This window comes from Pseudomonas nunensis (assembly GCF_024296925.1).
Classification (GTDB): Bacteria; Pseudomonadota; Gammaproteobacteria; order Pseudomonadales; family Pseudomonadaceae; genus Aquipseudomonas; species Aquipseudomonas nunensis.
Window position 1 is genome coordinate 2,275,796 of the sequence record NZ_CP101125.1, and the last position, 25,884, is coordinate 2,301,679.

8 protein-coding genes (1 of these 8 running past the window's edge) are annotated in these 25,884 nt (G+C 61.7%); 6 read left to right on the plus strand and 2 right to left on the minus strand.

All coding sequences use genetic code 11. The features are described 5' to 3' along the window. From NK667_RS09795 to NK667_RS09805, 3 genes are all read left to right on the plus strand, one after another. On the plus strand, positions 1–13,902 hold the end of the coding sequence (locus NK667_RS09795; RefSeq protein ID WP_054614545.1) for a non-ribosomal peptide synthetase. Its footprint begins 16,932 nt before the window's first position; only the last 13,902 of its 30,834 coding nucleotides appear in the window; its start codon lies off the left edge, out of view; it ends in the stop codon at positions 13,900–13,902. Positions 13,903–14,069: 167 nt separating this feature from the next. Then, positions 14,070–15,221 (plus strand): macrolide transporter subunit MacA, encoded by a 1,152-nt coding sequence (gene macA, locus NK667_RS09800; protein WP_054050451.1) that lies wholly within the window; start codon positions 14,070–14,072, stop codon positions 15,219–15,221. Between the two features lie 2 nt (positions 15,222–15,223). After that, positions 15,224–17,185, plus strand: coding sequence for a MacB family efflux pump subunit (locus NK667_RS09805; RefSeq protein WP_054614546.1), 1,962 nt, complete (start codon positions 15,224–15,226; stop codon positions 17,183–17,185). A gap of 278 nt (positions 17,186–17,463) precedes the next feature. Here the strand turns inward: NK667_RS09805 and NK667_RS09810 are convergent, their stop codons facing one another. Then, entirely contained in the window at positions 17,464–18,804 is a 1,341-nt protein-coding gene (locus tag NK667_RS09810; RefSeq protein WP_054614547.1) for a diaminobutyrate--2-oxoglutarate transaminase family protein, read from the minus strand. Positions 18,805–19,391: 587 nt separating this feature from the next. On the opposite strand from NK667_RS09810, the gene NK667_RS09815 reads away from it, so the two are divergent. The 3 genes from NK667_RS09815 to NK667_RS09825 are packed head-to-tail and all read left to right on the plus strand — an operon-like array spanning position 19,392 to position 24,945. Continuing rightward, positions 19,392–20,762 carry an efflux transporter outer membrane subunit gene (locus NK667_RS09815; protein WP_269084489.1) on the plus strand — a complete coding sequence of 457 codons (1,371 nt, stop codon included), beginning with the start codon at positions 19,392–19,394 and terminating at the stop codon, positions 20,760–20,762. Then, on the plus strand, positions 20,759–21,874 hold the full coding sequence (locus NK667_RS09820; RefSeq protein ID WP_413786144.1) for an efflux RND transporter periplasmic adaptor subunit: 1,116 nt from the start codon (positions 20,759–20,761) through the stop codon (positions 21,872–21,874). Before NK667_RS09815 ends, NK667_RS09820 begins: the two co-directional genes overlap by 4 nt. Then, on the plus strand, positions 21,871–24,945 hold the full coding sequence (locus NK667_RS09825; RefSeq protein WP_054614549.1) for an efflux RND transporter permease subunit: 3,075 nt from the start codon (positions 21,871–21,873) through the stop codon (positions 24,943–24,945). The genes NK667_RS09820 and NK667_RS09825 overlap by 4 nt, the downstream gene beginning before the upstream one ends. A 61-nt stretch (positions 24,946–25,006) precedes the next feature. Here NK667_RS09825 and NK667_RS09830 read toward each other — a convergent pair whose 3' ends face one another. After that, positions 25,007–25,855, minus strand: a complete 849-nt coding sequence (locus NK667_RS09830) for a helix-turn-helix transcriptional regulator (protein ID WP_054050462.1) — start codon at positions 25,853–25,855, stop codon at positions 25,007–25,009. Positions 25,856–25,884 lie beyond the last annotated feature (29 nt).

Here is a 25,884-nt window from a genome sequence, read left to right on the forward strand (position 1 = left end):
CTCGGCGCGGCGGTGCCGTACCGCAATCATGTAGCGCAGGCCCGATTGGGTGTGAGCCGCGAGCAACACGAAGCGTTCTTCCGCGACATGCTCGGCGATATCGACGAGCCGACGTTGCCGTTCGGTTTGCAGGATGTGCAGGGCGATGGCAGCGGGATTGAAGAGCAACATCAGATGGTCGATATGGCGCTGGCCCTGCGTTTGCGGGTGCAGGCGCGGCAACTTGGCGTGAGTGCGGCGAGCCTGGTGCATCTGGCCTGGGCGCAGGTCGTCGGTCGGGTGTCGGGGCGCGAGGAGGTGGTGTTCGGCACCGTGCTGATGGGCCGGATGCAGGGCGGCGAGGGCGCTGATCGCGCGCTCGGCATGTTCATCAACACCTTGCCGCTGCGTGTGAGCGTGGGGGCACAAGGTGCACGCGCCGGGGTCAAGGCGACCCATGCGCAACTCTCGGCCTTGCTCGGTCACGAGCATGCCTCGTTGTCCCTGGCCCAGCGTTGCTGCGGCGTACCGAGTTCATTGCCGTTGTTCAGCACCTTGCTGAACTACCGGCACAGCGCGGGTGAAGCGGTGTCGGATCAGGCGGTTTCGGCCTGGCACGGGATTCAAACCCTGAGCATGGAAGAACGCACCAACTACCCGTTGTGCCTGAACGTGGATGATCTGGGCGAGGGCTTTATGCTGACCGCGCAAGCGGTGGTCGAGGTCGGGGCGCAGCGGGTTTGCGACTTTATGCATTCGGCGCTGGGTGCGTTGGTTGAGGCGCTGGAGAACGCGCCGGAGTCGCCGTTGCGTGGGTTGTCGATCATGCCGGTGGCGGAGCGTTTGAAACTGTTGGTTGAGTTCAATGCGACTGAGGCTGCGTATCCGCTGGATCAGACGGTTCATGGGTTGTTTGAGGCGCAGGTTGAGCGCACGCCGGATGCGGTGGCTGTGGTTCATGGCTTGGAACAGTTGAGCTATCGCGAGTTGAATAATCGCGCTAACCAATTGGCGCATTATCTGCGCGGGCTAGGTGTGAAGCCGGATTCGCGAGTGGCGATTTGTGTTGAGCGCTCGGCGGATATGGTTGTTGGGTTGTTGGCGATTCTGAAGGCGGGCGGGGGTTATGTGCCGCTCGATCCGGCGTATCCGCTGGACCGGATTGCCTACATGCTGGAAGACAGCGCGCCGGCTGTGGTGTTGGCGCAGGCCTCCACACTTGGATTGTTGGCCGAAGCTTCGATGCCAGTGATCGATCTCGATAGTGGCATTTGGCAGGACGAATCCGTCTCCAATCCTGTGATTGATGGGCTGACATCGGCGCATCTGGCGTATGTGATTTACACCTCGGGTTCGACCGGTCTGCCGAAAGGCGTGATGATCGAACACCGCAACACGGTGAACTTCCTGACCTGGGCGCATCGTTCATTCGATGAGGCCACGTTGGCGAAGACGCTGTTCTCGACTTCGCTCAACTTCGACTTGGCGGTCTACGAATGCTTTGCGCCGCTGACCTCGGGCGGCCGCATTACGGTCGTGAAGAATGTGCTGGAACCGCAACACGACATCACGCTGATCAACACCGTGCCTTCAGCGCTTAAAGCCTTGCTGGAGTCCGGTGGACTGAGCGCCAATGTGCACACGGTCAACGTCGCCGGTGAAGCGCTCAAACGCAGCCTGGTTGAAAACCTGTTTGAACAAACCAGCGTGCAGCGTCTGTGCAACCTCTACGGCCCTTCGGAAACCACCACCTATTCAAGTTGGGTGTCGATGGATCGCGAGGATGGATTCGCCGCACATATCGGCAAACCCGTCGCCAACACCCTGTTCTACTTGCTGGATGAACACGGTCAGCCTGTGCCACTTGGCGTTGCGGGTGAAATCTACATCGGCGGCGCCGGCGTGGCGCGCGGTTACCTTAACCGCGACGACCTGACTGCAGAACGCTTCCTCACCGATCCATTCAGCACTAACGGCCGGATGTATAGAACGGGCGATTTGGGCCGCTACCTGCCCGACGGCAACATCGAATACCTGGGCCGCAACGACGATCAAGTCAAAATCCGTGGTTTCCGCATCGAGCTCGGCGAGATTGAAGCCAAACTCGCGCAACACGTCGACATCCACGAAGCCGTGGTCCTGGCCCGCGAAGACGTGCCGGGCGACAAACGCCTGGTCGCGTACTACACCGCGCCGCAAACCCTCGATATCGACCAGTTACGCCGTCACCTGCAAACCCAACTCCCGGACTATATGGTCCCGGCAGCCTACGTCCATCTGGACAAACTGCCACTGACCCCGAACGGCAAACTCGACCGCAAGGCGTTGCCAGCCCCGGACGCTGCCGCTGTCATCACCCACACCTACGAAGCCCCGGTCGGCGAAGTCGAAATCGCCCTGGCGCACATCTGGCAGGACCTGCTTGGCCTGCCGCAAGTCGGGCGTCAGGATCAGTTCTTTGAGTTGGGCGGCCATTCGCTGCTGGCGATCCAGTTGATTTCTCAAGTGCGTCTGCGACTCGGTGTGGAACTCGGTCTGGCGGACCTCTTCGTCCAACCCGAACTCGCCGCACTGGCGCAAGCCGTGGCCCAGGCCAGTCGCAGCACCTTACCGGAGATCGTCACGGTTTCCCGCGAAGAAGACCTGCCGCTGTCCTTCGCCCAGCAACGTTTGTGGTTCCTGGCGCAGATGGAAGGTGGCAGCGCGGCGTATCACATGCCGGCGGGCCTGCGTCTGCGCGGCACGCTGGACACCGATGCCCTGCAACGGGCGCTGGACCGCATCGTGTTCCGTCACGAAGCGCTGCGCACGACCTTCGTCCAGACAAAGGGCGAAGAAGCGCTGCAACGTTTCGCTGCGGCAGATTGCGGTTTCACCCTGCGCCAGCAGGATTTGCGCGGACAGGCCGATGCCGAAGCGCAATTGCAGGTTCTGGCGGCTGAAGAAGCGGTAGAACTGTTCGACCTGGAACACGGCCCGTTGATTCGTGGCCGACTGATCCGGCTCGATGCGCAGGACCATGTGCTGCTGGTGACCATGCACCACATCGTTTCCGATGGCTGGTCGATTGGCGTGCTGACCACGGAACTGGCGGCGCTGTATGAAGCGTTCCGCCACGGTCTGGAAGATCCGTTGCCAGCGCTGACCGTGCAATACGCCGATTACGCCGTGTGGCAACGTCGCTGGTTGAGCGGCGAAGTGCTGCAAACCCAGAACCTTTACTGGCAACAAACCCTGGCCGATGCGCCAGCGCTGCTGATGCTGCCGACCGATCGACCTCGTCCGCCGCAACAGGATTACTCGGGTGCCGCAATTCCGCTGGTCTTCGATGAAGGCTTGACCGCAGCCCTGAAAAACCTCAGCCAACGCCACGGCACCACGTTGTACACGACACTGATGACCGGTTGGGCGTTGCTGCTCAGCCGCCTCTCGGGGCAGGATGAAGTGGTGATCGGTTCGCCGGTGGCCAACCGCACCCGCGCCGAAGTCGAAGGCTTGATCGGCTTCTTCGTCAACACCCTGGCGGTGCGTGTCGATGTCTCCGGCGCGCCGAATGTTGAAACCTTGCTCGCTCGGGTCAAGGCGCAAACCCTTGGCGCCCAGGCCCATCAGGACCTGCCGTTCGAGCAAGTGGTGGAAGTGCTGAATCCGGTGCGCAGTCTGGCTCACAGTCCATTGTTCCAGGCGATGTTGTCCTGGCAAACGGCGGGCGGCGCCGATCTGGTGCTCGGTGACCTGAAACTTGAAGGGCTGGGCGTGGCCAACCATGTGGCCAAGTTCGACCTGTCGCTGGAACTCGGTGAGATTCAGGGGCAACTGTTCGGCAGCCTTGAATACGCCACGGCGTTGTTCGACGAAGCCACCGTGCAGCGTTATCTCGGTTATTTCGAACGGGTGCTGCGCTGGATGGTGGCGGATGATCAGGTGCTGGTTGACCGCATCGAATTGATCGATGCCGGCGAGCGTCAGCGTTTGCTGGTTGACCTCAACGCCACCCACGTCCCGTACCCACGCGACAAAACCATTCACCAATTGTTTGAAGCCCAGGTCGAAGCGCAACCGGATGCCATCGCGGTGGTCTTCGACGGCGAGCAATTGAGCTACGCCGAATTGAACCGCCAGGCCAACCAACTGGCGCATCACCTGATCGGTTTGGGCATTCGCCCGGATGATCGGGTGGCGATTTGCGTCGAACGTGGCGCGGAAATGCTGGTCGGCTTGCTGGCGATCCTCAAATCCGGTGCCGGTTATGTGCCGTTGGATCCGGCTTATCCGGCTGAACGTCTGGCCTATATGCTCAGCGACAGCACCCCTTCGTTGTTGCTGACCCAACGTGCATTACAAGCGAATTTGCCAACGCTGGACATTCCGGTGGTCCTGCTCGATAAAGTCGAACGCATCGTCGACGGCTACGACGACAATCCGGTGATCCTGTCCCTCGGCGTGCGGCATTTGGCCTACGTGATCTACACCTCCGGTTCGACCGGCACCCCGAAAGGCGTGATGATCGAACACCGCGGGCTGGTCAACTACACCCTCGACGCGATTCGGTTATTCGGCCTGACAAATGCCGACACCGTGCTGCAACAAAACACCCTGAACTTCGACTTGTCGGTGGAAGAAATCTTCCCTGCGCTGATCGCTGGTGCGACCCTCGCGCCAAGCCGCAACATCTTCGGCACCTCCCAGGACGATGTCCGCCCAACCTTCCTGCACCTGACCGCCGCCCACTGGCACACCCTGGCCGCCGAGTGGCACTACAACCCGGCGTTGGCCCAGGAACAACTGCGCGACGTTCGCTTGATCAACGTCACCGGCGACGCGCTCTCCACGCAAAAACTGCAAATGTGGGAACAGATTCGCCCGGCGCACACCAGACTGGTCAACACCTACGGTCCGACCGAAGCCACCGTTTCCTGCACCGCGAGCTACGTAACCTTCGAAGCGCTGAACAGCAATGCGAGCATCGGCACACCGATGGCCAACACCCGCATCTACCTGCTCGATGCGCACCTGAAACCGGTGCCCTTCGGCGTCACCGGCGAAATCTACATCGGCGGCGACGGCGTGGCGCGTGGTTACCTGAACCTCGACAAGATCACCGCAGAACGCTTCCTCGCCGATCCGTTCAGCGACGTACACAACGCCAGGATGTACAAAACCGGTGACCTTGCACGCTACCGCCCAGATGGCGGTCTCGAATACCAGGGCCGCAACGACTTCCAGGTCAAGGTTCGCGGGTTCCGTATCGAACTCGGCGAGATCGAAGCCAAACTCGGCGATTGCACCGGCGTAAAAGAAGCCGCCGTCATCGTCCGTGAAGACGCTCCGGGCGAAAAACGCCTGGTCGCTTATGTGGTCCCGCAAGCCAATACAATCCTGACGGCCGCCAACCTGCGCGCCCAACTGGCACCGCAACTGGCCGAATACATGCTGCCGAGCGCCTTCGTCAGCCTCGACGCGCTGCCGCTGACGCCGAACCGCAAACTCGACCGCCAGGCCCTGCCAATTCCCGACGCCGAGGCCTACGCCAGCCGCAACCACGAAGCACCGCAAGGCGCGACGGAAATCGCCCTCGCGCAGATATGGCAAGACCTGCTCAAGGTCGAAGCCGTAGGCCGCCACGATCATTTCTTCGAACTCGGCGGCCACTCGCTATTGGTCATGCGCCTGATCTCGCAAGTTCGCCAGCAGCTCGGCGTGGAGATGAGCCTGACCGACGTCTTCGCCCACCCGAGCCTGATCGCCCTGGCGCAAGTCCTGTCGCAAGCCGCACACAGCACTCAGCCGGATATCGTCCCGGTATCCCGCGACCAGGCCTTGCCACTGTCCTTCGCGCAGCAACGCCTGTGGTTCCTCGCGCAACTGGAAGGCGCGAGTGCGGCGTATCACATTCCCACCGGCCTGCGCTTGCGCGGCGAACTGGACAACATCGCGCTGACCCGCGCCCTGAACCGGATCGTCGCCCGTCACGAAGCGCTGCGCACGACGTTCGTGCAGGAACACGGTCGGGACGCGGAGCAACGCATTGCCGACGCCGATTGCGGTTTCGCTTTGCAATTGCATTCGCTGGCCAAGCACCCGGAGGCCGAAGCCGAGCTGTTGATCATGGCCGCCGAGGAGGCTCGCGAGGCCTTTGATCTGGAGCGTGGTCCGCTGATTCGCGGGCGTCTGGTGCGCATGGCCGAAGACGACCATGTGTTGCTGGTGACCATGCACCACATCGTCTCGGACGGCTGGTCCGCCGACGTACTGACCCGTGAACTGGGCGTGCTGTATGAAGCGTTCCGCGCCGGTCGCGCCGATCCGCTGCCGGAATTGGCGGTGCAATACGCCGACTACGCGATCTGGCAACGCCTGTGGCTGACCGGCGAAGTGTTGAGTCAGCAGGAAGTCTACTGGCAGCAGGCATTGAGCGGCGCGCCGGCCTTGTTGACCTTGCCGACTGACCGCCCACGTCCGGCGCAGCAGGATTATTCCGGCAGCGCCGTCGGCCTCGCGCTTGACGAAACCCTGACCAGCGAGCTCAAGGCGTTGAGTCAACGCCAGGGCACCACGCTGTTCATGACGATCATGGCCGCGTGGGCCACGGTGCTCAGTCGCCTGTCTGGGCAGAGTGATGTGGTGATCGGCACGCCGGCGGCGAATCGCCTGCGCGCCGAGGTGGAAGACCTGATCGGCTTCTTCGTCAACACCCTGGCGCTGCGCGTCGAGGTGTCGGCTGAGCTGACGGTCGAAGCCTTGCTGCAACAAGTGAAGGCGCAGACCCTCGGTGCCCAGGCGCATCAGGACTTGCCGTTCGAACAAGTGGTGGAAGTGGTCCGGCCGGTGCGCAGCCTGTCCCACAGTCCGGTGTTCCAGGCCATGTTGTCGTGGCAGAACGATCAAGGCGCCGGCCTCGAACTGGGCGACATGACGCTGCAAGGGCTGGGTGTGACCAGTCGTACCGCGAAGTTCGATGTGCTGCTGGATATGGCGGAAATCGGCGGGCGCCTGTTCGGTTCGCTGGAATACGCGACTGCGCTGTTTGACCAGACGACGATGGAGCGTTACCTCGGCTACCTCGAATGCGTGCTGCGCGGCATGGTTGCCGACGAACACGCGTTACTGGCGCAGATCCCGCTGTTGGGTGACGACGAACGTCAACATCTGCTGGAAACCTTCAACAGCACCGCCGTCGAATATCCGCAGGGTCTGACCTTGCACGGGATGTTTGAGGCGCAAGTGGCTTCGCGTCCGGATGCGATCGCGGTGAGCTTTGAACACAGTCACTGGACGTATGCCGAACTGAATCGCCATGCCAACCAGGTTGCCCATCGCCTGATTGAACTGGGTATTCGCCCGGATGACCGCGTGGCGATTTGTGTGGATCGTAGTCTGGAAATGGTCGCGGGGTTGCTGGGCATCCTGAAATCCGGTGCGGCGTATGTGCCGCTGGATCCGGATTACCCGGCGGATCGTTTGGCCTACATGCTGGAGAACAGTGCTCCAGCCGTAGTCCTGACCCAACGTTCATTGCAGGGCAGTTTGCCGGCAACAGACGCGGACATTTTGCTGCTGGACGGTGACGGCTTCTCGAATCAACCGACCGTAGATCCCGTCGTAGAAAGCTTGAGTGCGGACAATCTGGCCTATGTGATCTACACCTCAGGCTCCACAGGCATGCCCAAAGGCGTGATGAACGAACATGCCGGAGTGGTTAACCGCCTGCTGTGGATGCAGGACGAATATCAACTGACAGCAGCGGACACCGTGCTGCAAAAGACCCCATTCAGCTTCGACGTTTCGGTGTGGGAATTCTTCTGGCCACTGTTCACCGGCGCACGCCTGGTCATGGCGCGTCCCGGTGGCCACCGCGAGCCTGCCTACCTGCGCGAAGTCATCCAAACCGAACGCATCACCACGCTGCACTTTGTGCCGTCGATGCTGGATGTGTTCCTCGCCGCAGGCGATGTCAGCGAGTGCAAAGGTCTGGTGCGGGTGATGTGCAGCGGCGAGGCACTACCGGGTCAACTCGTACGCCGCTTCAAGCTGCAACTGCCGGGCACCGAGTTGCACAACCTCTACGGCCCGACCGAAGCGGCCGTCGATGTCACCGCGTGGAACTGCGCCGGTCCTGATACGCCGGACAGCACGCCCATCGGCAAGCCAGTCGCCAACACGCAAATCTACCTGCTCGATGCCCATCAACAACCCGTGCCCATGGGCGTGGCGGGGGAGATCTACATCGCTGGCGTTCAAGTCGCCCGTGGTTATCTGCACCGTCCTGAGCTGACAGGCGAACGCTTCCTGACCGACCCGTTCAGCACCACGCAAAATGCACGGATGTACCGCACCGGCGACCTCGGCCGCTACCTGGCAGACGGCAATATCATCTACCTGGGCCGCAACGACGATCAGGTCAAGATCCGCGGCTTCCGCATCGAACTCGGCGAAATCGAAGCCCGTCTCACCGCGCACCCAGCCGTGCTGGAAGCCGTGGTGATGGCCCGCGAGGGCGAGCCCGGCGACAAACGTCTGGTGGCCTATTACACCTTGCAGCTGCAAGAGCAACCGGTGGACATCCAGGCCCTGCGTGCGCACTTGCACCTTCAGTTGCCGGAATACATGGTGCCGGCCGCCTACGTGCGCCTCGATGCCTGGCCACTGACCCCGAACGGCAAACTCGACCGCAAGGCCTTGCCGGCGCCGGACCTGGATTCGCTGGCGACCCACGGTTACGAGGCACCGCAAGGCTCTGTCGAAACCACCCTGGCGCGACTCTGGGCCGAATTGCTCAAAGTCGAGCAGGTCGGTCGTCACGATCACTTCTTTGAACTGGGCGGTCATTCGCTGCTGGCGGTCACGTTGATCGAACGCATGCGCCAGGCCGGTTTGAGCGCGGATGTGCGCGTGCTGTTCGGCCAGCCGACGCTTGCCGCGTTGGCGGCGGCAGTCGGTGGCGGTATGGAAATCGTGGTGCCGGTCAACGGCATTACCCCGGATTGCCAGCGCATCACCCCGGACATGCTGCCGCTGACCACGCTGTCCCAAGAAGAAATCGAGCAGGTCGTCGCGCGAATCCCCGGCGGCGTGGCGAATGTGCAGGACATCTATGCCCTGGCGCCGTTGCAGGAAGGGATTTTGTATCACCACCTGGCAGCACAGCAGGGCGATCTCTATCTGCAACAAGCGCTGTTCAACCTTGCGGATCGAGCGCGGCTGGAAGCCTTCATCGATGCGCTGCAAGGCGTGATCGGTCGCCACGACATCCTGCGCACCGCTGTGCTTTGGGAAGGACTGCGCGAGCCGGTACAAGTGGTCTTGCGCGAAGCTCGATTGATCGTGGATGAGTGCGTAGTCGAGCACGGCGATGTCTCGGCACAGCTTCGCGAACGTTTCGACCCAAGCCACTACCGACTCGATGTGCGCGAAGCTCCGTTGATGCGTCTGGCCTTCGCCTATGACGAAGCCCGTCAGCACTGGGTCGCGTTGCTGCTGTTCCATCACATCGCCCTCGACCACACCGCGCTGGAAGTGATCCAGCACGAAATGCAGGCGTATTTGCTGGGCCAGCAAGCGCAACTGGGCGAGGCGGTGCCGTACCGCAACTATGTAGCGCAGGCTCGCCTCGGCATGAGCGAAGGTGCGCACGAAGCGTTCTTCAGCGACATGCTCAGCGACATCAAGGAACCGACCTTGCCGTTCGGCCTGCACGATGTGGAGGGCGACGCCACCGGCGTCGAGCAAGCGCAGTTGGTGGTCGAAGAAGGCTTGAGCCGACGTCTGCGAGCGCAGGCCCGGCAACTGGGCGTCAGCGCCGCGAGCCTGCATCACTTGGCGTGGGCACAAGTGGTGGCGGGCGTGTCCGGTCGGGAAGACGTGGTGTTCGGCACCGTGCTGATGGGCCGGATGCAGGGCGGCGAGGGTGCCGATCGTGCGTTGGGCCTGTTCATCAACACCTTGCCGTTGCGGGTGGATGTCGCAACCCTGGGCGCGAAAGCCGGGGTCAAGGCCACTCACACGCGTCTCGCTGCATTGCTCGGTCACGAACACGCATCGTTGGCCCTGGCGCAACGTTGCAGTGGCGTGGCGGCACCAGCGCCGCTGTTCAGCGCACTGCTGAACTACCGACACAGCGCCACCCAAGTCACCAGTGAGGCGCAGTCAGCCTGGAGCGGGATTGAAGGCTTGGGCGGCGAAGAATGGAGCAACTATCCGCTGTCGCTGAACGTCGACGACCTCGGCGAACCGTTCGTGCTCACGGCGTTAGTGGTTTCGCAGATCGGTGCGAAACGGGTCTGCGGCTATATGCATGCGGCACTGGAAAGCCTGGTCGATGCGCTTGAACGCACGCCGGAAGCGCCGCTGCGCAGCCTGTCGATCCTGCCGTTGAGCGAACGTCAGCAACTGCTGATCGAGTTCAACGCCACCGACGCGATCTACCCGCAAGAGCAGACGGTGCACAGCCTGTTTGAAGCCCAGGCTGCGGCGCGTCCCGACGCAATTGCCGTCGAACATGCCGGGCTGCAAATGACTTACGGCGAGCTGGAGTCGCGGGCCAATCGCCTGGCACATTACCTGCGCGACCAAGGCGTCACGCCGCAAGCGCGCGTGGCGATTCTGTTGAATCGTTCGTTCGACCTGATCATCAGCGAACTGGCGATCCTCAAGTGCGCCGCCGTGTATGTGCCGTTGGATCATCATGCACCGCAGGACCGCCAGCGCTTCATGCTGGAGGACAGCGCGGCAACGTTGATCCTGACCAGCAGCGACCGCGTTGTGCCCGAAGGCACGTTGCGGGTAGATCTGGACACGCTGCTGCTGCCGGATGAGTCGCCTGCCGCCGAACCGATCCAGGCCAGCGATACCCCGGCGTACATCATGTACACCTCGGGTTCCACCGGCCAACCGAAAGGAGTGATCGTGCCGCACCTGGCGATTGGCAGACTGGTGATCAACAACGTTTACGCAGACTTTTCCGAACAGGATCGCGTGGCCTTCGCCTCGAACCCGGCCTTCGACGCCAGCACCATGGAAGTCTGGGGCGCGCTGCTGAATGGCGGGCGGATTGTGGTGATTGATCACGAAGCGTTGCTCAACCCGACGTCATTCGCCGAAGTGCTGACGGACTCGGGCGCCACGGCGTTGTTCCTCACCACGGCGATGTTCAACCATTACGTGATGCTGATCCCGGACGCCCTGGCACGCCTGCGCATTCTGATGTGTGGTGGCGAGCGCGCGGACCCGATGTCGTTCCGACGCCTGTTGGCCCACGCGCCGGCGTTGCAGTTGTTGAATTGCTACGGCCCCACCGAGACCACGACTTTCGCCACCACACAAAGGGTGACTTCGGTGCCGGATGGTGCCGTGAACATCCCCATCGGCCGACCGATTTCCAACACCCGCATCTACATCCTCAACGCGGCCGGGCAACCGGTGCCGGTCGGGGTGGCGGGGGAGATTCATATCGGCGGCGCCGGTGTGGCCCTGGGTTACTTGAATCGTCCTGACTTGACCAAGGAGAGCTTTATCATCGACCCATTCAGCGACACCACAGGGGCACGCCTGTACCGCACCGGCGACCTCGGCCGCTGGTTGCCCGACGGCAGCGTCGAGTACCTCGATCGCAATGACGGCCAGGTGAAAATTCGCGGTTTCCGTATCGAAGTCGGCGAAATCGAAGCCCGTCTGCACTTGTGCGACGGCGTGCGCGAAGCCTGGGTCATGGCGCGTGAAGACAGCCCGGGCGACAAGCGTCTGGTGGCTTACTTCACCGTGCAGGCCCGGGGTGAACACCTCGACGCCGAGACCTTGCGCCTGCAACTGCAATCCCTGCTGCCGGAATACATGATCCCGGCAGCCTTTGTGAAACTCGATGCGTTGCCGCTGACGCTCAACGGCAAAGTCGATGTCCGCGCATTGCCAGCACCGGAAGCCGACGCCTATACCAGCCGCGATTACGAAGCTCCATCGGGCGAGCTGGAAACTACGCTGGCCGCGCTGTGGGCCGAAGTACTGAAGCTGGATCGCATCGGCCGCCATGACAACTTCTTTGAAATGGGCGGTCATTCGCTGCTGGCGATCCGCTTGATCGGGCTGCTGGCCCAGGCTGACCTGAGCGTTTCCCTCGCCGAGTTGTTCCAGCACGAAAGCATCGCGTCGATGGCATCGATGCTTGAGGCGCGCAGCAGCGATGTTTCTTCACCGACCGGGATCCTGCCGGTGCGCGAGGCGGGCACGCAGAATCCGCTGTTCCTGGTGCATGAATTCAGTGGCCTCGACGTGTACTTCCCGGCACTCGGCAAACACATTGATCCGGATACGCCGGTCTACGGCTTGCCGGGCATTCCGTGGGGCGAGCAACAGTTGCAGACCATGGAATGCCTGGCGACTCGCCTGCTGGGTATCATCCGTTCGGTGCAACCGCAAGGGCCGTACCGCCTGGCCGGCTGGTCGTTCGGTGGGGTGCTGGCCTACGAGATCGCCATTCAACTGATTGGCCTGGACGAGAAGGTCGAATTCCTCGGCCTGATCGACACCTACCTGCCACGACTGGTGGATCAGGGCCGGGCACGCTGGTCGCCGGTCGATGCGCACAAAGTGCATCTGCTGGACCGTTGCGAGGTGTTCTGGAAAGCCCAGGACTCGGACGTCTCCGCTGTCCTGGCGAAACTGACCCGTTTGCAGGTGAACACTTTCGACTTTGAAGCGCTGGTGCAGCATTGCGCCGCCGAAGGTCTGCTGCCGGCGGAACTCGCCGATTACAGCGCCGCGCAACTGTGGCACTACCTGGACCGCGAAGTGGCACACGGTCACGCATTGGCCCACTACACGGTGTATCCGGTCAGCGCGCCAGTGCACCTGTTCATTGCCGAGCAGCGCAAGGACGACGCACCCGCGCATTCCGGTTATCTGGGCTGGGACGCCGTGCTGCCGAAGGCGCAGATCCAATGTGTCACGGTGCCCGGCGATCACCAGACGATGATGCAGGCACCGCATATCCAAACCCTGGCGCGGTTCATCGACGAGGCACTACACACCGCCGCAACACGTCCGCCAGCCGTCGCATCGAAGACCGACTACCAACCGCTGCTGACCATTCAGGGCGGACGTTCCGGTCAGGCGCCGATCTTCTGTGTGCCGGGGGCGGGTGACAGCGTGACCGGGTTTATCGGCCTGACCGATGCCTTCGGCCCGGACTGGCCGATTCATGGGCTGCAACCTCGCGGACTGGACGGCACCACCGTGCCTTACAGCCTGGTGGAAACCGCCGCCGAAGCGTATCTGCAAGCGGTTGATAGGGTGCAACCCGAAGGGCCGGTGCATTTGCTCGGGCATTCCTTCGGCGGCTGGATCGTGTTCGAGATGGCCGCACGCTTGCGCGCCAATGGACGTGACGTGGCGTCGTTGACGTTGATCGACAGCGAGTCACCGGGCGGCAACGGTGTGGTCGGCAAACCTTACACCGCAACCGGCGTGTTGAAGCGCTTGATCGAAGCGATGCAACTGGCGTCCGGCAAGTCGCTGGGGATCGATGCCACAGCCTTCAGTCAGCAAGACGACGCCGGACAGATGCGCATGCTGCACGCCGGCATGGTCCGCGCCGGTATGTTGCCCCAGCGTTCGGCGGCGAACTCCATGAACGGACCGGCACGCGCCTTTGGCACGGCGCTGCGTACGGTCTATCAACCTGAACATCAATACACCGGGCCGGTGCGCCTGGTGCTGGCCGACGATCCGACTCTGGACACGGCTGGTAACAAACGCGAGCAAGAAGAAATGATCGAAGGCTGGCGCAAGCATGTACCCAATCTGAGTATCTGGTACGGTCCGGGCAACCATTTCACCATCCTCAAGGCACCTCACGTACACAACCTGGCAGCCTGGTGGCAGGACAGCCTTCCGATCCTCGATGAGGAGGCCGCCAATGACTACGTCTAGGCGTCGTCTCCTCGTGCAGAACAGTCGTCACTCAGCAGTGCCGGCGAACCCCTGAACCGGGCTTCGCCAACCATGAGCGGCGACGGTTCCAGGCAACACGACGCTCTTATCAATGGCTCCCGGCCGCAGTCTGGCCGGGCCTGACATCAACGCATTCGTGGTCATTTATGGAAAAGTCGAAGTTTCGCAAGATTGCTATCGTGAGCGTACTGGTCGTGGTGGCTGGTCTGATTTTCTACAGCGCTCAATCCCCCGGAAAACCACCGGAGTACCTGACTGCCACGGTTGAACGCGGCGACATCGAGAACGCCGTGCTGGCCGCTGGGATCCTGCAGGGCATCAAGCAGGTAGACGTCGGTGCGCAAGTTTCCGGCCAGCTCAAATCCCTCAAGGTCAAACTGGGCGACAAGGTCACCAAGGGCCAGTGGCTGGCGGAGATCGATCCGGTGGTGCTGCAAAACGCCCTGCGCCAGTCCCAGGTTAATGAAGAAAACCTGGTGGCGAAGAAACGCGCGACCGCCGCGCAACTGAAGGACGCCAAGGCGACTTACGACCGCTACAAAAAACTGCAACCGGACGATGCCATTTCCAAGCAGGAGTACGAAACCGCCGAGTCCAACTACCAGGTACAGAATGCCAATCTGGTGTCCCTCGACGCACAGATCAAGGACGCGCGAATCCAGATCGAAACCGCACGGGTCAATCTGGCCTACACCCACATCGTCGCGCCCATCGACGGCTATGTGGTCGGGGTCGTGACCCAGGAAGGCCAGACCGTGATCGCCCAGCAACTGGCGCCGGTGCTGCTCAAACTGGCTGACCTCGACACCATGACCGTCAAGGCCCAGGTCTCCGAGGCCGACGTGATTCACATCACGCCGGGCCAGGAAGTGTATTTCACCATCCTCGGCGAGTCGGAAAAACGCTACTACGCCAAGCTGCGCGGCACCGAACCTGCGCCGCAAAACTTCCTGGAAACCCAGGCTTCCGGCACCACCAAGCAAAACACCGCGGTGTTCTACAACGGCTTGTTCGACGTGCCGAACCCCGACCATCGCTTGCGCATTTCGATGACCGCGCAAGTGCGCATCGTGCTGGACAAGGCCAAGGATGTGCTGACGGTTCCGGTCGCGGCGCTGGGCTCCAAGAACAGCGACGGCAGCGTTTCGGTGCGGGTGCTGGACGCTCAGGGCGTGGCACAGATGCGCAATGTGAAGACCGGCATCAATAACAACGTCAAGGCCGAGATCAAGGAAGGCCTGGCCGAAGGCGACAAGGTCGTGATCGGTGAGCCGACGCCGGCCGTGGCAGGGGCCTGACCATGAGCCGACCATTACTGGAACTCAAGGGCGTCAGCCGCAGCTTTATGGCGGGCGAGAAGGATTTCAAGGCGCTTAAAGACATCAACCTGACCATTAATGCGGGCGAGATCGTTGCGATCACCGGGGCCTCGGGTTCGGGTAAATCAACGCTGATGAACGTGCTCGGCTGCCTCGACCACGCCAGCTCCGGCAGCTACAAGGTCGACGGGCGAGAAACCAGTGCCATGGACGACCGGGAACTGGCGGTGCTGCGGCGCGATCACTTCGGTTTCATCTTCCAGCGCTACCACTTGCTACCGCATTTGAGCGCTTTGCATAACGTGGAGATGCCGGCGATCTATGCGGGTGTCGCCGAAACGCAACGGCACAACCGAGCCGGGGAATTGCTGGCGCGGTTGGGGCTGGACGGGCACTTGTTGAACCGGCCGAGCCAGTTGTCCGGTGGTCAGCAGCAGCGGGTGAGTATCGCGCGAGCGTTGATGAACGGCGGCGAAGTGATCCTCGCCGATGAACCGACCGGCGCCCTCGACACCACCAGCGGCAAGGAGGTGATGAAGATCCTGCTGGAGCTGAATGCGGCGGGGCATACGGTGATCATCGTGACCCACGATGAAAAAGTCGCGGCCAATGCCAAGCGCATTATCGAGATTCAGGACGGCGAGATCGTCAGCGACCGCGTCAACCTCGACCGTCCGGTGGAGGACCTGCCGGTGCAGGACGAACGCCCGCCCAAGGTCAAGCAGGCCAACCGCCTGGTCGCTGGCCTGGGGCTATTCAGTGAAGCGTTCAACATGGCTTGGGTAGCGCTGATCTCGCACCGGATGCGCACCTTGCTGACCATGCTCGGGATCATCATCGGCATCACCTCGGTGGTGTCGATCGTGGCCATCGGCGAAGGCGCCAAGCGCTACGTCCTCAAGGACATCGCCGCGATCGGCAGCAGCACCATCGAGATTTTCCCCGGCACCGACTGGGGCGACAGCCGTGCGTCCGCCATCGAAACCCTGGTGCTGTCCGATGTCACCGCGTTGAGCGATCAGTACTACATCGACAGCGCCACCCCCAACGTCGGGCGCAACCTGTTGCTGCGCTACGAAAACATTGATGTGACCGCCACGGTCAACGGCGTGAGCGAGAGTTACTTCCAGGTGCGCGGGATCAAGCTGGGCGAGGGCGTCGTGTTCGGCAAGGACGATGCCCGGCGCCAGTCCCAGGTGGTGGTGATCGACCACAACACCCGCGTGCGCATGTTCGGCCCGAACGTCGACCCGCTGGGCAAGGTGATCCTGGTCGACAACCTGCCGTGCACGGTTATCGGCGTGACCGAGGACAAGAAAAGCGTGTTCAACACCAGCAAGGCCCTGAACGTGTGGATGCCCTACGAAACTGCGGCCGGTCGGCTGCTGGGCCAACGCTACCTCGACAGCATCACCGTGCGCATGAAGGACGGCCAGCCGAGCAAAGTGGTCGAGGACAACATCATCAAGCTCATGGAACAACGTCATGGCGTGAAGGACTTCTTCACCTACAACCTCGACAGCATCATGCAAACCGTGCAGAAAACCAGTCAGTCGATGGCGTTGCTGCTGTCGCTGATCGCGGTGATCTCGCTGGTGGTCGGGGGGATCGGGGTGATGAACATCATGCTGGTCTCGGTGACCGAGCGCACCCGTGAAATCGGGATTCGCATGGCGGTTGGCGCACGCCAGTCGGACATTCGCCAGCAGTTTTTGGTCGAGGCAGTGATGGTGTGCCTGGTGGGCGGCACGATCGGGATCGCCCTGTCATTCGGCATCGGCTTCATCTTCTCCTTGCTGGTCAAGGAATGGCAGATGGTGTTCTCGATGGGCTCGATCATCATGGCGTTCGTCTGCTCGACACTGATCGGCATCGTGTTCGGCTTCGTACCGGCGCGCAATGCAGCGCGGCTTGATCCGATCGAAGCACTGGCGCGGGACTGATAGGAAAAGACCATCCCCCAGTGGAAGACCATCCCCTGTGGGAGCGGGCTTGCTCGCGAAAGCGGTATATCAGTCGACATCAATGTTGAAGCTGAAGCCGCCTTCGCGAGCAAGCCCGCTCCCACAATGGGATTTGCTGTGAACTCATGATTTGTGAGTGCCCGAGATCGAATGTGGGAGCGAGCCTGCTCGCGAAAGCGGTGGGTCAGTCAACAGAGATGTTGAACATGCCACCGTCTTCGCGAGCAGGCTCGCTCCCACAGGTTGAATGTCAAGCTTTAGGCTTTTTCACCGGCATAGAGCTGGCGGGCTTCTCCGGATTTTTTTACCGCTTGTTCGAAGCGATCCAGCACCATGCCAACCTCGGATTCGGTGATGGTCAGTGGCGGCAGGAACCGCAGCACAGCCCCATGCCGTCCACCGGTCTCCATGATCAGTCCGTTCTCGAAGCAGTTGAGTTTGATCGCCCGTGCCCGGGCACCGTCGCCAGGGCCAGCGCGTCCGTGGGTTCCGGGCTTGGTGATTTCCACCCCGAGCATCAGCCCGCGACCGCGGACGTCGCCCATGAATGAATAACGCTGCGCGATCTGTTGCAAACCGCTTTCCAGCAGCGTGCCCATTTTCGCCGCGTGGGCAACCACGTTAGCTTCCTTGATATGCCGCATGGTGGCCGCACCGGCGACCATCGCGATCTGATTGCCACGGAAGGTGCCGGCGTGCATGCCCGGGCTCCAGGTGTCCAGGTGCTCGGCAAACACAATCACCGACAACGGATAGCCGCCACCGATGGCTTTCGACAGCACCAGAATGTCAGGAACGATCCCCGCGTGCTCAATGGCGAAGGTGCTGCCAGTGCGGCCGAGTCCGGTCTGGACTTCGTCGACAATCAGCAAGATCCCCTGTTCCTGGGTGATGTCCCGCAACGCCCGCAGCCAATTCGCCGAGGCCGGAATGCAGCCGCCTTCACCTTGCACGACTTCGACAATGACCGCCGCCGGTTTGGTCACGCCACCCTCCGGGTCGGACAGCACGGTGCGAATGTAATCGATGGACAGCTGATCCGTGGCTTCGCCATCGGTGCCGAACGGGCAACGAAAACGATAGGGGAAGGGCAGGAAGTGCGTGCCCTGGGCGATCAGGCCGTTATCGGCTTTCGGATGCAGGTTGCCCATTGCCGACAGTGCACCGGCGGTCATGCCGTGATAGCCGCCATGGAAGGCCATGAGGGTCGAGCGTTTGGTGTAATGGCGTGCCAGTTTGATCGCGGCTTCGACCGCATCCGAACCGCTGGGACCGCAGAACAGGATTTTGCTGGTGTTGCGCATTTTCGGCGGCAACATCGAAAACAATTCCTGCACGAAGGCGTGCTTGGCCGGCGTGGCCAGGTCTAGGGCCTGCTGCAGGTGATCGCCGCCGAGGAAATGCAACACCGCGTCCCGGACCTCGGACGGATTATGTCCCAGGGCCAACGTGCCGGCATTCGCCAGGCAATCGAGGAACTCATGGCCGCTGGCGTCCTTGACGCGCATGCCCTTGCCACTGACAAACAGGCGCTGGAACGTTCGCGCGTAAGTGCGCGCATTCGATTCGACTTTGCTGAGATAGCTTAACTCTTCCATATTCGATCACTCATTGGCCGTAGGAAAGATCATCTGACCGGCGTTGAAGTCCGGGATAGGCGATGTCGCAGTGTTCGCCCGCGCGATGGGTTTCGATCAGGCGTAGTTAGCCAATTGGCTCAACAGCCGATTGGCTGGCCCGATCAAGTTTGCCTGTCATGAGAAACAGATAACGACGTTATCTTTTATTGTTCAATCGTTTGTATTTAAAGGAATTAACTGTTCAGGGTGGCGAACTTTCGACTCGATGAAACCCGAAGTTTTATCTAGTGCGAAAGACGTTTTTTGAACCGGATTTGATTCTGCTGGAGCCCTGCGTTAATCGCCAATTTATCTGCCGGGACATGTCCCTGTTTCCCATGCCAGACATAAAAACAGGCATAGGTTTAAATCAATCACATACCCGCCTCATTCATTCATGTCGAGGCCAGCAACTTTGAAGCACAACTATTACGTCGTCTTCGTTGACTGATCATCTTGCATGTATCGCCTTCCTGAGCCGTGCCTGTGCCTGCGTCAGGCGCCAAGGGACTTTTATGTATGCCTTCAAGCCTTCAGGCCGAAAATTGTGGATGGCACTGTGCGCCATGGCTCTGAGCGGCTGCACGCTTGGACCTGACTATAAGGAGCCGGCGGTGCCGATCCCCGCGAAATGGCAAGCGCCGCTGCCGCATGGCGCCTCCGTGGCCGCCTTGACCAACTGGTGGCAGCAGTTCAACGACCCGGCACTGGCCGAGTTGTTGCGCCTGTCCGAAGCGGACAGCCCGTCGCTGGATCAGGCATTTGCAAAGATCGCTTTGGCCCGGGCGACCCTGGACAGTAATTCAGCGGATGCGTTGCCGAATGTCCAAGGCACTTTGTCCGGGGGGCGCGGGGGGCAGTTGACCAGCGTCGACCGCATCAGCGGGTCCGGCTCTTCCGCCGAGTTCGATGCGGCGTGGGAGCTGGACCTGTTCGGCAAACTGCGCCGTAACAAGGAAGCTGCGCGGACCCGCATCGAAGCGCGGGTGGATGACTGGCATGATGCCCGCGTCTCGCTGGCGGCCCAAGTCGGCGACAGTTACGTGCAATACCGTGGTTGTCAGAAGCTGGCGCTGGCCTACAGCGATCAGGCGCAGTCCCAACAACAGACGGCACGTTCGACGCGCCAGTCGCTGCTGGCCGGATTCACTTCGTCTGCCGATGCCGCCCTGGCAGACGCCACTGCTGCGAGCAACGAATCAACCCTGATCAGCCAGCAGAGCGAGTGCCAGGTGTTGCTTAAGAGCTTGGTCGCGCTGACCGGCAGCGATGAAGGCAAACTGATCGAAGTGCTCAGCCGTACACCGGCGCAATTGCCTCAGCCTGCGCAACTCAACGTCCAGCAAATCCCCGCCGACCTGCTGCGTCAGCGCCCGGACCTGGCGTCCAGCGAGCGCGAACTGGCGGCGGCCAATGCGGACATCGGCGTCGCCCAAGCTGACCGCTTTCCCAGTCTGAGCCTGTCCGGCAACTTTTCCGTGAGCAGCATCCTCGGTGATCTGAACCGTTCCTGGACATTCGGCCCGGCCTTGTCGATTCCAATATTCGACGGCGGCAAGCGCCGTTCGGTGGTGGACAGCGCCAAGGCGAACTACGACTCAGCGCTGGCGCTGTATCGCCAGACCTTGCGCACCAGCGTGATGGAAGTCGAACAATCCCTGGTGCGCCTCGATGCAGCGCGGCGCCGGGAGGTTGAAGTCGAGCGTTCCACCGCCGGCTACCGAGAGTCCTACGCGGCCATCGACCGCAACTGGCAGGCCGGCAGTGTCAGCCTGCTTGACCGTGAAACCGCACGCCGTTTGGCCCTTACGTCAGAGATTGAATTGATCACTTTGCAGCAGGACCAAGTGCGTTACTGGATCGCCCTGTACAAGGCCTTGGGTGGTGGCTGGCAAGCTGGCCAGGCGCAAACGGCATCCCGGGGGGACGGAGCGTGAGGCCGGCCCTGCGCAATGGGTTGATCGCTGCGGGCGTAATCGTGGCGGTGGTGATTTTTGTCTCCCTGCGCCGAGACCCGGAGCCGGTGGCGCAAGCGGCGGCCCCGAGTGTCAGCAGCTTGAGCGTTGAAGTCGTCCAGGCACGTCGGCAACAGTGGCCGCAGTTGCTGTCGGCCAGCGGTGCGTTGGCGCCGTGGCAGGAAGCGGTGATCAGTGCCGAGACCAGCAGCCTGCGCATCGCCAGCCTCGAAGCGGATGTCGGCAGTAGGGTGAAAAAAGGCCAGTTGCTGGCGACCTTGGCTCCGGAAACCGTGCTGGCCGAAGAGAGCAAGCAGCAGGCACTGGTCGCCCAGGCTGTCGCCAGTTTGCAGCAAGCCAATTCCAATGATCGCCGTGCCGGTATCGTCGGGCAGGGCGGCGCCTTGTCGGAACAACAGCGCGAGGATTACCGGATCAAGGTTGCCACCGCGAAGGCCGATCTGGCCGGCGCCAAAGCCGAACTGCAAACCGCGCAGATCCGCCTCAAGCAGACACGCATCGTCGCGGTTGACGACGGCATTATCTCCTCGCGTACGGCGCTGCTCGGCCAGGTGCCGACGGCGGGTGACGAGCTGTTTCGCCTGGTGCGCGACGGGCGCATCGAATGGCAGGCGGAACTGGATGCGCGTCAGCTCTCCCGCGTCGAGGCAGGCCAGGTCGCGCGCCTGACACTGCCGGGCGGACAAAGCCTGGAAGGGCAGGTGCGGCTGGTGTCGCCGACGCTCAGTACCAAAACCAGTCGCGCTGTGGTGTATGTCGCGCTGCCGAAAGACAGCCCGGCCCAGGCTGGCATGTACGCCAGTGGCCAGATCGAACTGCCGCCGCGCGAAGCCCTGACCGTGCCGGATACGGCGGTGATCCTGCGGGACGGTCGTTCTTACGTGTTCACCCTGAGTGACGATTCCCACGTCGCCCAGCGTCCGGTCGAAGTCGGCAGGCGCCTGATGAACTCGGTGGAAATCCTCTCTGGCCTGGATGAACCCGCGCGCATCGTGCGTGCTGGCGGCGCCTTTCTCAGCGATGGCGCGAGCGTGACCCTGGTCCCGGCGCAGCCGCAGGTGGCCCAGCCATGAATATTTCGGCGCTGTCGATCCGCCATCCGGTCCCGGCGGTGATGTTGTTTATCCTGCTGACGATCTTCGGCCTGGTGGGGTTTGACCGGCTCGGCATCCAGGATTTTCCGGACATGGACTTGCCGGTGGTGGTGATCAGCGCCTCCCTCGAAGGCGCAGCGCCCGAGCAACTGGAAACCGAGGTGGCGCGCAAGCTTGAGGATCAACTCACCTCCCTGCGCCTGCTCAAGCATGTGACGACCGTGATCACCGACGGTGCGGTCAACATCAGCGTCAGTTTCGCCATCGACAAGGATGGCAACGAGGCGCTCAACGAAGTGCGCAACGCAGTGGACAGTGCCATGCCGCAATTGCCGGCCAGCCTGGATACGCCGTCAGTCTCACGGCTGACCACCAGCGCCAGTTCGCTTCTGACCTACGTGATCGACTCCGACAGCCTCGATGAAGAGGCGTTGTCGTGGTTCGTCGACAATGAATTGAGCAAGAAGCTGCTGTCGGTGCCGGGTGTGGCGCTGATCTCCCGGGTGGGCGGTGTCGATCGGGAGATTCAGGTCAACCTCGATCCTGCGTTGATGGCGGGGCTCGGTATCCGTGTTGCGGATGTGGCCAGCCAGTTGCGGGCGATGCAAAAGGACAACTCCGGCGGCCAGGGCAATCTGGGCAGCGGGCAGCAATCACTGCGGACCCTGGGCGCGATTGACGACCCGGCCGCACTCGGTGCCATCGACATTCCCAGCGGCGACGGCAGGCTGCTGGCGTTGCGGCAACTCGCCGACATTCGCGACACCCACGCCGAACGCAGCACCCGGGCGTTTCGCGATGGCAAGCCAGTGATCGGTTTCCAGGTCGTGCGCTCGCTGGGTTTCTCCGATGTCGGTGTGGCCACGGATGTGCGAGAGGCGATGACTGAGTTTGCCAAGCAACATTCCAACGTGCACATCGTCGAGGCCAGCGACGCGGTGGAGTCGGTCCTCGATAACTATCGCGGTTCGATGAGCCTGCTGTACGAAGGCATGCTGCTGGCGGTGCTGGTGGTCTGGTGGTTTTTGCGCGATTGGCGCGCGACGCTGATTGTCGCGACGGCGCTGCCGCTGTCGATCATTCCCACGTTTGGCGTGATCTACCTGGCCGGGTTTACCCTCAACACCGTGTCTTTGCTGGCCCTGGCCCTGGTGATCGGCGTGCTGGTTGACGATGCCATCGTCGAGATCGAGAACATCGCCCGGCATTTGCGTATGGGCAAGACCCCGCGCGAGGCGGCCATCGAAGCCGCAGACGAAATTGGTCTGGCGGTGCTCGCCACCACGGTGACGCTGGTGGCGGTGTTTCTGCCCACGGCGTTTATGGGCGGGATCGCCGGCAAGATTTTCCGTGAGTTCGGGGTGACAGCCTCGGCGGCGCTGCTGTTTTCGTTGCTGGTGGCGCGGCTGCTGACGCCGATGATGGCGGCGTATTTCCTGCGGGCCCGTCACGAGGCCGAACACGATAGCCGCTTGATGACGCGCTATCTGGGCTGGATTCACGGCACCCTGAATCGGCGCAAAACCACCATGCTCTGTGCCGGACTGTTTTTTATCGGCTCGCTGATGCTGATCCCGCTGTTGCCCACCAGTTTCCTGCCGCCCGCCGACACGGCCCACAGCAAAGTCATTCTGGAACTGCCGCCCGGCACGACCCTGGATCAGACCACCGCAATCACCCAGCAGGCCAGCGAACGACTGAACGCCATGCCCGAAGTCAAACACGTCTTCAGCTCGATCGGCACCGCCAGCAGCTCGGGCTCGGGGCCCAAGGACATTACCGGCAACGGCGACGCGATCCTCACCGTCGACCTGGTGCCTCGCGATGAACGCGATCTCAAGCAAGTCGAGGTCGAAGCGAAGATCCGCCAGGTGCTGCGCTCACTGCCCGGTGTGCGGGTGAATGTCGGCGGCGATGGCAGCGGTGAGAAACTCGACATCGTGCTGGCCAGCGACGACGGCGACTTGCTGGTGCGCACCGCCAGTGCTCTTGAGCCGCAGCTGCGGCAATTGAAGGGCATCGGCAACGTGACCTCCAGTTCTGCCTTGCAGCGCCCGGAAATCCAGATGCACCCCGATTTCGCCCGCGCCGCAGAGCAAGGCATCACCAGCCAGGACATCGCTGACACCTTGCGCATGGCGACCTACGGCGAGTATTCCTCGGCACTCGGCAAGATCAACTTGTCCCAGCGTCAGGTAGATGTTCGGGTGCGCATGGATCCGCTGGTGCGCAACGATCTCGATGCGATCAACCAATTGCGCGTGACCGGTCGCGACGGCCAAGTGGCGCTGGCGTCCCTGGGTGAACTGCGCATGGGCAGCGGGCCGGCGCAAATCATGCGCCTGGATCGATTGCGCAATATCACGCTGTCCATCGAACTCAACGGCCGCACCCTCGGCGAAGTTATGGCCGAGGTTACTCAGTTGCCGGTGATGCTCAACTTGCCCTCCGAAGTGAAACTGGTGGAGGCCGGCGAGTTGCAATTGATGAGTGAACTGTTCGGCAGCTTCGGCCTGGCCATGGCCATCGGTGTGTTCTGTATCTATGCGGTGCTGGTGCTGCTGTTCCACGATTTCCTGCAGCCGGCGACGATTCTGTCGGCATTGCCGCTGTCTTTGGGCGGTGCATTGGTGGCGCTGCTGGTGTGCAACCTGAGCTTTTCCCTGCCGTCGGTGATCGGTTTGCTGATGCTGATGGGGATCGTGACCAAGAACTCCATCCTGTTGGTGGAGTACGCGATCATGGCTCGGCGTGATTTTGGCCTGGGTCGCTATGAGGCATTGATCGATGCCTGTCACAAACGGGCGCGTCCGATCCTGATGACCACCATCGCCATGGGCGCTGGGATGCTGCCGACCGCGATGGGCATAGGCGAAGACCCGAGTTTCCGTCAGCCGATGGCCGTCGTGGTGATCGGTGGTCTGCTGACATCAACGTTGCTGAGTCTGTTGGTGGTGCCGGTGATCTTTACCTATGTGGACGACCTATTGCAGTCGCTCAAGCGTCGGGTTGGAGCAGTGCCAGGCAGGGAGGTGGTGAATGAAGGCTGAAGCGGGTTTCCCCGACACGCGCCTGTTGTGGGCTGCGGTCGGGAAAAGAGTGGAAGTGGGGTTAGACGGCGTTGCGCAGTGCGGGTGTGGCAGGTTGTGCATCCACCGAATGCATCCAGCGAATCAGCGAACGGCGCCCGCCGATCCCCATTTTTATCGCCGCGCGTTTCAGGTAGCTCTCGACGGTATTCACTCGCAGGTCGAATTGCTCGGCCAGTTCCGGCGCCGTATGCCCGGCCAACAGGCCAACGCACACTTCGGTTTCGCGAGATGAGAGGGTCAATCCCGATTCCAGCAGGCGATCGGCAAAGCGCTGGCGCAACGTTTCCATGCCGCCGTGCTCGGGTTCATCCAGCGCAATGTGCGCGTCTGGTCGAGACGGTGCCGAGGGGAGCAGGGCAGCAACGTGCTCTTCAACCATGGGCAGCAGCAGGCAGGAAAAATCTTTCAGGAAGGCACATTCCTGTGGCGAAAAGCCTTGGGAAAGATGGGAGCGGTAGACCGACAGGACGTAGCGGCGACCGTTTTTCCGGGAGGTCAGATGCAACTGGGCGCCTGCCTTGGGCGGCACTTTGTCTGACTGGTCCTGGGCGAGCAAGCAGCAGGAAAAATCTGGCAGCTTCTGATATTTCGCGTCTTCGAAAAAAATATCATCAGCCAGCAGGTACGGCTTTTTTACCGTGTGGGTGTCCATAATGGCATCGATACAGGTGTTGTTCAGTCCGACGCAGCCAATACTTGATGTGCTCAGTTCAGAAATATCCCTGTCGTCTATCCACTGCTCCGTAATATGGGTGGCGTCTACAGGTACTTCCGTCACTATCAGATCATGCAACATTCGGGGGAAGTGGCGGCTACCTGTACTGGCAATGACTTTGCCAACGTGCGGGAACAATCTTTGTAAGTTCATCGGCTCTCCATGTCATGATTTCGATTGGG